This window comes from Campylobacter sp. US33a, assembly GCF_004378855.1.
In the GTDB taxonomy this organism is placed as follows: domain Bacteria; phylum Campylobacterota; class Campylobacteria; order Campylobacterales; family Campylobacteraceae; genus Campylobacter_D.
In genome coordinates this window covers 100,474-114,942 of the sequence record NZ_RYYL01000008.1, presented here as the reverse complement: position 1 = coordinate 114,942, position 14,469 = coordinate 100,474, and the positions used below count along the sequence as shown (strand labels likewise).

The 14,469-nt window shown below is 33.8% G+C and carries 1 protein-coding gene; it reads right to left on the bottom strand.

The genetic code is table 11. The annotated features are described in order from the left end of the window. Positions 1-654: 654 nt before the first annotated feature. A complete protein-coding gene (locus ELQ16_RS07555) occupies positions 655-14,397 on the bottom strand; it encodes a hypothetical protein (protein WP_134238941.1) in 13,743 nt (4,580 codons plus the stop codon). Positions 14,398-14,469: the final 72 nt, after the last annotated feature.

Genomic DNA, 14,469 nt, shown 5'->3' with positions numbered 1-14,469 from the left:
TAAAATTTATTGCGTGAGAAGTTCCGAGGTTCGCAATGGTGAGGGTTTGTCACCAAGCAACGCGAAGGATTGCTCAGCATGACAAAAAAAGCTTAGAATGACGCACCACGCAAGGGATTTCTTCGAGTTGTACTCTCAAAATGACGAAAAAAGAAGGTTTGGAATAACGGAAAGATTGCTTAAAACGACGAGTGAATGGAGTGTTTAGCGAAGCCAAGAGCCTTGCTCTCTTGGCGTGGATTTTGTTTAAGTATAGGTTAAGCAAGGCTTTCTTATAATTTTTTTGGTGAAAATTTATAGCTGTTTGATTAGCTCAAACAGCTCATTTACTATCTCTAGTAATTTTAAAATAATATCTAAAATCCTATTTATCATAGTAATTCCTTTCCCACCAAGAGAAATTAACCACTTAAACGGAGTAATTCCATCAAAGTTTTCTTAAAATTTATTGCGTGAGAAGTTCCGAGGTTCGCAATGGTGAGGGTTTGTCACCAAGCAACGCGAAGGATTGCTCAGAATGACGGTTAAAGTGTTTTAGGTAGAGATTCTTCGCCGTTAAGGCTCAGTATGACGGTATTTTGGTGCATTTGTGATAAAGTGTGCCATCTGGGCAACACAAAGGATTGCCCAGCATGACAAAAAGTGTGCTCCAAATCACTTCGGAGCGAGGCATTGATTCATAGCTTTAGCATTGTCACTTACTACGCAAAGCCTTTGTCTTTCTTCTCCTGCTGCTTCGTCGATTTCATTTTCTTCTTCTTCGTTTTCAAGCACTTGTGCATGATCAGTTACATCAGAGAACATTTTAGAGTCAATTTGTGGTGGCTCTGGTACTTCAGGTTGCTTATCTGGGAGATCTGGGATATCGCCACCTGGAATTTTACTTACATAGTCATAATCCCCTATTTTGCCACTTTCATCAGTGAATTTAAAGTGACCATTTGAATCTTTATCGGTTTTTACAAAAACACTAAGTATATAATCACTCTGACCTTTCATCACATCTTTGATGTAAGCATCTGCTTGATCTTTGATTTCATTATATTTGGTTTGATATTCTTCAAGTTGCTTCATCGCATCTTTGTATTTTTGTGAATTCTCATCACCAAAAATTCCAGAATCAATCAAAGCTTTAAAGTCATTATACATTTTGCCCCAGTATATGAGTTGACTTTCATAATCTTTATATTTTTCATAGTCTTTGAAATAATTTTCAATTTTATCTTCAAAACCGCCGGCACCAAAGATGAAAGTCCATAAAGCACCTTTATCAACATTTAACTGATGTGCTTTTTGGTTATAAGTTTTAAATTTCTCTCCACCTTTTGCTTTGATGGTTTCTCCAAGTCCTTGCCCTTTTGAATCATAGAAAGCCATCATAAAATCCATAGCCTGACGAATACTTTCAAAATTCACATCGGCAACCTGTAAAATACTTAAAAGTTTTACTATATCGCCCTTGATTGCTGCTTCATAAGCCTCAGCAAAATCATTTATATCTAAAGTATAGTAACCATCAGTGATTTTTTTCAAAATCTCTTCTAAGATTTTATTATCATAATCATTGCTTGAGAAACTATAAGCTTTATCTGTGTAAGAGATATTAGTAAAATTCTTATTGATTAAAGAACCCGCATTATCAGCTACTGCTTTTGGTGGAGCGATAGTTAAGCTATTACCTTTGCCAGTGTTAGTGATATTATTAGGATCGTTTGGAGTAAGATCGCTTACGCCAGATCCGCCACCGCTACCGCCATTGCCATTTTCATTACCATCAATGTCACCTGGTTGTTTGCTATTATCTACAAAACCACTTTCATCGCCCATATCTGCTTTATCATTGGCTAAACCCGTATCATAGTTGATATCATTATCAGTTGTAGCTGTAGTATCGCCCGCGTTATTTATAGTATCTTCGGAGTCACCAGTGATATCACCTATGTCTTTTGGCGGAGTAAGACTTGCAATCTCATCAACCCCACCATCGATTATTTTTGTGATACTATTATTCAAATTTTCAGGTTTTTTACCTTTCGTAGGATCAACTTTATCTGCAACAATATCATCTGAAGTTTTTGAAGTTGTCGGAGTATAATCATTTCCTATCTCACCTACACCAGTAGAACCTGTATAAGAGTTACCATCGCTAACACTAATATCACCTACATCGGCAACAGTGCTATCATTGTTAGCAGCTGAAGTTTTTTCATCTTCATAGTTGGTTTCTTTCTCTGTACCACTTGGTCCGCTCACATTTTCTTTTTCTGTTATGTCAGTCCACTTACCATCATTATTTTGATCTGCGATATTTATCACATCACTTGGCACAGCAATATCTGTTTTTCCTTCTGTATAAAAACCTAATTTTCCATATTTACCTCTAACTGCATTTTCCCACTGGTTGCCATTATCATTGTCGATTTGTCTTATCATCCTACTAGGGTAACCATTAGCACTCATAAATTTACCATCTATACCATCTCCATCATATCCATTAACTCTCCAAGTAGTATATATAGTGATATTGTAATTCTTAGAAGGCTTGCATTGTCCTTGATTAGGGTCACATTTTGCTAGTATACCATTAATCCACAAATCTCCTTCTTGTTGATATGCGCCAACAAAGAAAGAATCGATTGCATCATTGCGACTACCTTGATTACCATTTACTGATAAGCTTGCAACATGTAAATAAACATCATTAATTGTTAAATTTAACTTAAGCTTTTTAGACTCTGTTGTATCGCGTGAGTATTCTTTGGATGTTAAGGCTGAAGCCATAGACCATTGAGCTCCTGTGGCATAAGATTTAATATTTTTCATCGCAATATCATGGATTGTTACATCACCTCTCATGGTTCCTGCAAAACCTCCTGAATAGGCTCTATTTTTCTTATCTTTAGAAGTAGCACTAACTTCTACACCGTTTACATAAATATGATCTATCGTTGAACCCCCTTGAATTTGACCCACTATACCACCTACATAAATAGGTTGACCATTATCTTGTGTAGCTGTTACTTTTATACCGTTTATATCGATATTTTGAAATGTTGATCCATTGGTAGTTAATCCTACTATACCACCTACATAAACAGTTGAATTTCTGCTAAGTGTTGCATTTACACCTAAATTGCTCTTGAAATTAATATTTTCAAATCTAGCACCAGCATCCACCTTGCCTGCTAAAATTCCCGCATATTGGATAGTATTACCATTAAGATGCATCCAAGCACCTTCTATTGTAATATTTTTAAAGACAGAGCCTTTACCTGCATTAAGAATTAATCCTGCATACATATTACCATCGCCACTACCACTAAATTTAATCTGATCGGTGCCTATATTAAAGTTTTTTAGAGTATGGCCGTTACCATTTAGAGTTTGACTTTCAAAATTATGTATCAAACCATAAGTATTATTTCCAAGACCATCTTTTTTAGCTAAATTCGCCCAATTAAAATCAATATCATTAAGCAAAACATATTCATCATAAGAGTTGATACCTTTATTTCCTTCGTTAAACCATTGCACAAAATCATACCATTCTTGTGCATTATTTCTTGCATTAGTATCGGTTGCGATATTTAAATATTTTCTAGCTGAGCCTGTCATTTGAGGACCATTTCCACCCCAACCACTATCATTGCCTCTTAGAGCTGAGATATCCATAGAAGTCCAGCTTTTATTTTTACCGTTATTTTCTATAACTTTAGCAAAAACCGTGTTAGCAAGTATATAAGCGTGGTTAGTATCTTTGCTATTGTAACTTCCTACACTTACTTTTTCAGCTAAACCTCGACCATCTTTACTTGAGATAGTGGTACCACTTTTATTTACATTGCCGTCTTTTTTGAGAATTTGCACTTCATTACCTTGCAAGGTAACATTTGTAGCTTGAATTTTACCACCTTGTAAATAAATATTTCCAGTTCCTGCACCTGAAGATGCAACAAAATCATTTGTAATAATAGTCCCACCGCTCATTAAAATTTTACCTGGGGTAGACAAATCTACTCTTGCTGCTTTAATCTCTGCACCATTTGCAATATCAATCCAATTTGCATTAGCTTTGAAAAGATTAATTTCATTGGTGATTTTAAGTCCACCAAGAGAAATTTTACCTCCTTTATTTTCACTGGTTTTTGCCATAAGATCTAAATTTAGCGTGCCATTTGCTTTATTGAAAATAGTATCTTTAAAATCAATATTTAAAGTAGAATTATTTCTACTTCCAATATAAAAATTCGCTGTGCCACCATTTGTTGTAAATGTTGCACCATCAAAATTTATATCGCCAGTTGAATTAAAGTTGATATTTTGAGTGTTATTATTTGTAGTAAGCTGTGAAGTTTTAAAGTCAATTTCTTGACCTTCAAAAGTTAAAGTGCCACCATTAGCGCCATTTACCCAAAGACCTTTGCCACTATCTTTATTGTTTTCAAATTTTACATATTTAGTTGAAGCATTACCAAAAGCAAATTTACCACTGTTTAGAGTAAAAGTTGAATTGGTAAAGAGAATTTGTTCGGTAAAAATACCTGAACCATCAGTGCCATTATTTATAGTAAAGCTTGCTCCATTAAATTTAGTCAACTTAGCGTTTTCGGCTTTGAAGGTATTAGCTGTAATATTTGAACCATTTTTAAATTCTATCAAGTTTGCTAATTTTAAAATCATACTTGTAGTATAAATGCTCGAATTATCAACTATAAAATCATTTGCACCTACATTGTTTCCATCTGGATTTGAAATTTGGATAAGATCAAGCATGCTATCACTTGTTCCAAATTGTGATTGAGTAAATTTAATCTTACCATTGCTACCCGAACCCAAATCTTTAGTTGTTCTTAGCCATATTTTTGCCGTATCGCCTGATTTTTCAATATTCGCTTTGTTAAATTCTATCTCTTTACCGCCATCTATAGTAAGATTGCCACTTAATTTAATAGAAGCTTTAGCATTGTCATTTTGTGCTAAGAATTTGCTTAGAGCTTTGATAGTTGAATTCCCGCTTAGTATAAGTTGTGAATTTTTAAGATTGATTGCATCAGCATAAATACTTGCAGATTTATTTGAAGTAATACTTGAATTATTCAAGATGTCAATAACCGAACCTGTCTCATTATCAGCACCCAAAGTTAAACTTTCGTTTGCTTTAATGCTTGAATCTTCAATTTTTAGATAAGCCTTATCAAAACTTGCATCAGTGTTAAGTTTCAATGTATTACCTTCAATATTAGACTTATTACTAATATATAAATAAGATCCATCTAAAGTGATATCATTAGCTTTTACAGTTGAACCCTTAATGGTTAAATCATCCTTAGCCCCAAGATCAAGTTTATTGATACCACTTAAAAAGCCACCATCTTTGCCTGTATCTACCAAAATACCTTTAGCTACAGCTATAATGTTTTGAATATTATTAAAATTTGTACCTGTTGAAAATTCTATTTTATTTGCATCGCCGTTATAGCCTTTGAAATTTAATGTTGAACCAGCACCACTAAAATTTGTGCCAGTAAAGCGTTGATTTTGCGCATAGAAATTAACAGTATTTTTAAGATTTATAGTTGCATCTGTTGCTTTTAATTCACTAGCTGATTTAAGCGTAGAATTATCAAGTGTTGTAGTTGAACCCTCTTTGATATCAATGAGCTTTTGTGCATCAAGAGTTGATTTTGTAAAAGTATTTGCTCCTGCAATGGTAATATAATCAGCATTTGAAGTCATTGTATCAATAGTATTTCCGCCTTTAAAATTTGCGTGCTTAGTTTGCAATTTAAAGAATGAGCTTTGCGCCTCATTTGTGCTTGCAGAATGCTTAACATTTTCAAGCTCTATTGTGCCATTATCTGCTGTAGTTTTAAGAGTAATCTCAGCCGAACTTTGCCCTGAATCAAGTGCAAACTCGGTATCTTTAGCTGTAATTTTACTTGTAGCTTCGATATTAATCTTATTAGCATTTTCATTACCGTTTGAATTTTTGTGTTTAAATACCGCATTCTCTAAACTTACAACATTACTTGCCTTTAAATTTAAAGCAGAGGAACCCCCTAAAATCGCACTAAGACCATCCTTGCTGCCCTTAATGATAATATCTGTAGCATTTGCATTAAGGGTTGAGCCACCTAAAAGGGAGATTTGAGAATTTAAAGACTTAAAGGTTGCTGTTGCTAAATCAAGTTTTGAGCTCTTATCTACAACAAGTTTTGAACCACTAAATGATATATTTTGTGCTTCAATAGAATTTTCATTTCCACCATTAATGGTAAGAGTTGAAGACTCATTAACACTTAAATCCTTAATTGCTTCAATGCTAAGTTTATCACTTGTGCTTAGTGAACTTGAGGCAATAACTGTGTTGTTGCTTGATTTTAGACTTAAATTTTTAGTATCTATAGTAGCTTTATTGAGCTCTAAATCTTTACTTGAATTTAGGTTTACATTGTTAAAGCCAGATATTTTTGTATTATTTGTTAAACCTATATAACCACTTGCATCTGTGGTTTGGAAGGTAATAGTAGAATCTTTGGCTGTATTATTAAAAATAGTTCCACTTGCTAAAATACTTTTAGTTGCATTAAAACTTAAAGCACTTGTGCTATTTGCATTAATAGTTGCAGAACCAAATTTCAAATAATTACTTGCCATAAAAGTCGCACTTGAAGCATTAAAAGTAATAGTTCCACTCGCAAAATTCATATCTTTTGCATAAGCGTTAATTTGCTTATTAAATGTTCCACCTTTTAATACAAGCTCTTTAAGACTTGAGTTATTAGCAGTGCTACTTCCTGTATCTGTAATACCATTAATATCAGTTTTTACACTAAAAATTCCACCTGAAATTTCGACTAAATTATCAGAGAGAAGTTTTAAATTCCCCTCACCGCTAAAAGTTCCGCCTAAAATTTTAAGTGCATTTGCGCCTTGCAAAGTAGCATTTGTATTATTTGTGAGTTTAGCACTTCCACTTACTTGTAAAATATCAGTAGCTTTCAAAGTAGCATCTGAAAAGTCTTTAATTTCTCCACCGCTTATATCTATCCATTTAGCATTAGCCTCTAAGGTTTTTGCATCGCCATTGCCTTGTATAATTGCTCCTGAAATAGCAATTTTACCTTTATTTGTATCACTTGCATTTAATGTAAGTGCATTAGCTTTGATTGTACCTCCGCTTATATCGATGAGATTTGCTGCACTTAAATTTGCTGTGAGTAAATTTAAAATGCCATTTTTAATCACAATTTGATTAGACATATCAGCTGTTAAATTACCATTTATGGTTGGATTTTTATCTGTATCACCGATGTTAAGCTGTGCACCCTTAATAGCAATAGTGCTTGAGTTATCACCTATTGTTCCACCCAAAATATCAATAACCGTAGTGTTTTTATTTGCATCATCACCAAGATTAATATTTGTGCCCTTGAGAGTACCGCCACTTATTTTAATTAAATTCGCAGAAATTAAACTTAAAGTTTTAGCTTCCAAGCTTGCTGTACCTGAAATTTCTATCATACCATTATGCGTATCGTCTAATTTCTCTGTAGTAAATTTTAACTCTTCACTAGCTTTAAGTGTTCCACCACTTGCTTTGATATTTGTTGCATTAAAAGTAATGTTCTTGGCATTTACGCTACCACCTGTAATGTTGATTTGATTTGCGTTAGCACTTAAATCACCCTCATTTACACTCACACTTGCACCACTAAAATCAATCACTTTTGGCTTACTGCCATCGCTTAAACCACTTAAATTTAAACTTGAAGTTGCAACTTCTCCTGATTTTAAAGCAATGTGATTATCTGATTTGATATTTAAGGCGCTAATGCCTTCTTTTATCATTGCACCAGCAATTAAAACTTCTTTTGCACCAAGTAAATTTAAGGCTGCAATATTTTTAAATACCCCACCATTTAGGGCGATTTGATTACTTGCGATAAAATCCGCTGTTTTAAAATTTGAAATGGTTTTACTTCCACTTAAATTGATCTGCTTACCATCAATTGTAAGAGTACTTGAAACTTTACTTTCGCCGGTTATATCAGTGTTAGCTAGTTCAATAACTGTATTTTGTCCTGTTTTGCTAATATAAGAACCATCATCTTTTTTTTCAAAACCCGATAAGGTTACATTTTCACCAGTGATAGAACCTGTGATATTAATATAATTGTTTGAGAAAAGATTAACAACTGTACCTCTTATAGTTAAAGCACTTGGATCATCAAGCATTGCGATACCATTTTCGCCTATTAAAGTCAAAGTCTCGCCTGCACTTAAATTACCACCACCTAAGAAAAGTCCGCCTTTACCAGGTTGTCCATTAAGTCCTGTGCTAATAAGGGTTAAATTCCTACCCGCTTCGATATTGGCACCTTTTACTATATTTAATTGTGGTGCAGTGAGCTTGATATCATCAGTTGATTTTAGTGCAATACCAAGTTCAATAATTTGCCCTGAAACAAACTCAATAAATTTACCACCGTTATCAATTGTTCCGCCTGTTAATGAGATTTTTTCTCTACCTTCAAGGTAAAGATCAGGTGTTTTAATCGTTCCATTTTTAACATAAACTTGTTTTGCATAGCCTTTGATGCTTGTTTTAGCTCCAACTTCACCACCATTAAAAATGATTTGTTCTACACGCTCATTTGAATCCGCTTGTGTGTCGCCTATAGTAATAGTATCAGCGTTTACTTTCACATTATCTGCAAATTCTACAGTTCCTGTGGTTTTGCCATTCATTGAACCAAATGCGATGAAGTCAATATCTTTTGTGGCTGTAATCTCGCTTGTTCCGCCTAAGAAAATATAATTTTTAGTAATAAAATTAATATTTTGTGCGTCTATTTTACCGCTAGTAATTTCAACTCTTTTATCACCTGAAATTTCAAGATCGCCACTAATATTAAGGTTTGCTCCTGCGATTTTAACTAAATTTGCACCTAATAATTTCGCTGAAGTGGCCATAATATCTGCTTTAATTAAAGCAAGATTATGGCTAGCTTGTAAAGTTAAAGTGGTTACATCAATATTTGGAGTCACTTTACCATCTGCTTTACCAAGGATAAATTGCTTTACATTATTAGCCTTTAATTCACCCGTTTCAAACTCTCCACCCCAAATTTCGACATTTGCTTCATTGCCAGCAAATTCTATACTGCCTGATTTAGTACCACCTGCATTACCAGTTGAAATAGTTCCACCTTCGATACGAAGTAGATTGTCTTTGCCATTTTGGGTGAATTTGATAGAAGTAGCGGCGTTAATAATACCATTAATAATATGAGTGTAGCCACTATTTGTAAAGTCTATAGTAGCACCTTGTAATTGTGTTTTTGCACCATCGATCAAAATAGATTTAATCGCCTTTAAAACAAGTGCGGTAGTGGCATTTATATTCGCACTATCAGTGATATTGATATTTTGCGCATTTGTATCGCCTAGAGTGATATTATCGGCATTTAAAGCACCTTTAATATTAAGCTCATCAGTGTCGATTTTAATATCACCACTAGCTTTTAAACTTGAGCCATTATCCAAATTTAGCTCGCTGTTGCCACTATTTGCTTTTTCAACTATAGTTAAATCTCCACCTGTAGCTTCTAATTTTGCATTATCTTTAATGTTTAAAAGTCCACCAGTATTTAAAGTGATATTTGCAGCCTTAAATGCACCACCGCTAAATTCCATAGCCTTAGCTGTGATATCGGCATTACCTGTAGCTGTGAGTGTGCTAGTATTAATGCGTATCCACTGCGTAGCATCAAAGTCAAATTTTCCACTAGCGTTAATATTAGCATTTATAAGATTAATCTCACCAGCATTGACAATAAAATCTTTTACACTAAGCTCTTCTGTAAGAGTATAGTTGATTAATCCATTATTTGAACTTTGCAGGGTTAAACTTCCATCACTTCCAAAATCAAATATACCACCTTTTAAATCAATTTGCTTTTTACCATCTAAAGTAAAAGTGCCATTTTTTACATTAAATGTGCCATTATTAATTACGATTTTATTATCCGCTGTAAATTTTAAATTACCATTAGCATTAAATGTGCCACCATTTGTGTTGATTTGATTGGCTGTGAGTTCAAATTTATCGCCTGTATTTTCTAAAGTACCACCACTTATATCTATAATACCACCTTTTGTAATATCACTATTATTTGGTTTCGCATTTAATATGAGCTGATTGGCTTTTAGTGTACCAGCACTGATGTTGATCTTATTGAAAGTATTAAGTTTTAAAAGACCATTTAGAGCTTGCAAAGTAGCATTGCCTAAAATGTTAATGCTTTGTCCACCCCAAATACTAAAATCAGGGGAACTACCATTTTTAGTATCACCCGTAGCTGTAAATGTGCCGTTATTAATATTCACACGATTATTTGCACTTAAATCTATAGTTTTTGCATCAAGAGTTAAATTATTTTTATCTTTTTCACCTATATTAATCTCTTGCGCGTCGATATCGATAGTTCCATTGCTTGCTTTTAAATTTGCAGAACCTAAAATATCAATAACTTTACCAGTGCCATTTGCTTGATTATCAGCCTTTGCTTGTATGCTTAAAGTTCCACTTGTAGCTTCTAAACTAGCATCTTTTATAGAAATCCAGTTATTTGAGTTAAGATTTACACTTGCACCTTTTATACTTGTACTGTCACCTGAAATTTGAAGGCTACCAAGACCGTTTAGAGTGATATTTTTACTGCTTTCTAACTTACCACTTTCAATGATGAGCTGTTTTGTAGCATTAAAGGCAATATTATCTGTAGCAACTAAATTCATATTTTTAAAATTAATACCACCAGCATTACCACTGCCATTATAGCCATTTATAATAAAGCTTGTAACTTTCAATTCACCATTTCTTGAAATATCCACCAAGCCATCGCTTGAGAGTATGAATTTTGAAGTGTTGCCAAAAGTTCCACCACTAAATTCTATACCTGCTTTACCTTTGAAATTTAAATTTGCTACCGCATTAAAGTTTCCACCTTTAACACGAAGATTGTTTGTAGCATTTAGCGTTAGGGTGCTAGCTTTAAATTCTACGCCACTACCTGCGCTACCATCTTCTCCATTTTTGCTTATAATTTGTGAGGCATTAGCTGTGATGGTGCCACCATTTGCTTCAATAACACCACCTTGCAAATCAATAACACCTTTATCTGTAGAATTTGTTGTAGTTGTTAATTCTACACTTCCACCTTTTAAATTTCCACCGCTTATAGTGATAAGATTTGTAGCATAAAGTTTTAGAGCATCAGTGGCATTTAAAGTTCCGTTTTGTATATCAATATATTGCGTTCCACCATTTTGTGTACCAAAATTTAATTTTGTAGCGTTTAGAGTACCACCATTTAAAACGATACGCTTTGAGTTAAGATTCATTGTTGTGGCATTCCAGTTTGCACCGTTGTTGAAATTTAACTCATCTGCACCGCTGGTGTTTAGGTTACCTACATTATTAAGCGTTCCACCACTTATAGTGATTTCAACACCGCCGCCTTGACCATCACTTGCATCATTGTCAGTGTATTTATCATTTATACCTTTAATATTTAAGGTGTTTGCCTCTAGTGTACCTCCACTTATAGTCATCACATTATGAGTGATAAGATCCATAGTATTTGCTTTTAGCTTAGCTGTGCCTGATAGGGCAAAATTATTATAAGCTTCAAGATGTAAATTCTTGTTAGCTTGAAGTGTGCCTGATTTAAGTTCAATATAATAAGATTTAAAAGTTAAGTTTTCGCCTTTAATGGTTTCCCCATCTCCAAGACTTATGTCTATATTGCCACCATCACCTGTACCAATATCAATTTGTCCATCATCCATACCATCGCCAAAACCCTTCTTAAGTTCGACTTCTTTTTTGGCATAAAGATCAAGTTTTTTAGCACCAAATTTAGTGCCGTCGACTACAATTTTATGATTTGCATCAGCATTAATTGTGCCTTTTTGAACATTAATTGCACCACCTTTAAAATTAATCTGATCAGCTGTAATAACAATAGCTTCTTTGTTGCCATCAGTTTTATCACTAGTAACTGTTGTGCCATCAAAGTCTATTGTTCCACCTTTATTACCACTAATCTTACCTATAGAAGAAAAATTTAAAAATCCACCTTTGATATTTCCACCTTTTAAATGGATATAATTATCCGAGATGAAATCAGCATTTATACTTCCTGTAATAGTTCCACCTGTTATTTCTATAAGTCCTTTGTTTCCATCTTTTGCAGTGAAATCCAAATCATTACTTGTTACACTACCATTTTTCATATAAATTTGTTTGGCTGTGAAAGTTAAAGTATTAGTGCCTTTTATCGTTGGTTGGTTTGTGCTATCGCCAACAGTGATTTTATCTGCATCGGCAGTGAAAGCATTGTTTGCGCTAAATGAACCTTTTGTAATATTTAGAGTTAAAACTCCACCATTGATTTTATCTATATCAATATTTTTTGCTGTGATTGTACCACCACTTAAATCAATAAGATTTTTACCGAGTAGTTTTAGAGTACCCGAGTTATTAAAAGTTCCACCGCTGATATTAAGATATTTATCTGCACTTAAAGTTACATTTGTGGCATTGATATTACCACCTTTAATTAAGAGTTGATTGTCTGTAGTGGTGAAATTTACATTACCAACACTATTTTCTATAGTACCGGAATTATAAGTGATTTGTTTAGCGTTGGCATTTAATATATTAATGTTTCTAAAAGTGTTATTTGTAAATTCTATGGCATTTGCCGCTATAAAATCAAGTTTTGCAACATCACGGTATTTTTGCGAAAAAGTCGAGTCCTTTAAGCTTATATCCCCATCGCTTTTAAACCGAGCTGGGTTTGTTCTATCCATGAAAACAAAATGCGATTTATTGACCCCAATGTATTTATTAGAATAAGCATCAAATTTCCAATAAGCTCTAAGATTTGCATTGTTAAAATTGAGAGCATTGCTTGCTTTAAAAACCATATTATCAGCTGATAATTTTGTACCTTGATTTAGATTGATATCATTAGCTTGCAATTCTAAGTTTTTAAGAGTTGTATCAGTATTACCACTAACATCGTAATTTGGTGTAGTAGTGCTTTCTATATTGATAATACCACCTTTTCCACCACTACCCTTAGAAAGCATTTTTAAGGTTTTTCCAGCAATATTTAATACCGTATCTTTGATATCGATTTTATTTGTAGCTTGTAAGTCGATATCAAGACTATTAAAAGTTACACCATTAAAAGCGATTTGGTTTGTGGCGTCTATGTCAACTTTAGCCTGATTTGTACCAGTAATAGTAGTGTCTTTATTGCCTTTTTTATTAAGCTCTACTTGATAAGCATCAATATCTAGAGTGCCACTTAAATTTAAAGTCGCACCTTCTAGCTCGACTACAGATTGGTTTCCTGTGCCTTTTAAAGTAATGTTTGTAGCGTTTGTTAAAGTAGTATCTTCGAGCTTAATCCAATTTGATGATAAACTTTGATTAGCAGCACTAATAGTGCCACCGTTTAGATTTATAGCGTCTGTGGCTGTTAAATTTATAGTGTTGGCTGTGATATTAGCTGAACCTTGTATATTGTCCGCGTTAAATGTTAAGGTAAAATTTACATTGATATCTGATTTTTTAGAAAGGTTGATTTGTCCTTTTTGCGAATTTATACCTGCTTTAGCATTTAAATTTGTAGTATTTATCACACCGCCTGTGAATTGTATTAAAGTAGAGGCTGTGAAGTTGATATTTTTGGTATCGATTTTACCATCTTCTACATTTATAGCATTAGCTTCTACTTTTAAGCCAGCAGCTGCATTTACCCCACCTGCAAAAACGATTTTATCACCTACAAGAGCAAGTTCACTTACTTTAATATCTGCACCCTTTTGGATATCAATATTACCTGCAATGCTTGGCTCAAAAACGGGAGAAAATTCACCAGTTTGCATAAATTTTTGCATTTGGACATCGTTTAAAGCCTTAGTTGAAACAGCGAATTTATTTGCGTTAATACTGGCACCGCTACCAATAATGGTGCCATTTGGATTAACTAAAAAGATATTATTGGTCCCACCATTTAGCTTTCCAAAAAGCTTGGATGAATTTTTGCTATAATCAAGATTGAGATAATAATGTCCATCGGTGGTAAAATTTACAGTTTCACCTGCACCAATATTAAAACCACCACCCCAAGCGATTACATGCTTACCTCCGCTTGTAGTTCCAGTAATATTCATATTATTACCATTTTGACTAATATTACCATGCGAACCATTAACGAAAGAGCCACCTGATGGAAGTGCCAAAGCAGAATTAAAAAGCATAGAGCTAACAACAAAGCTTAAAGTAAGATGTTTTCCCAAACTTAAATCACGCATAAAGAGATCCTTTCATTTTCAAAAATCCAAGACCCCCCCCCATAACCGTTAATAAGATATTAACTTAATGAG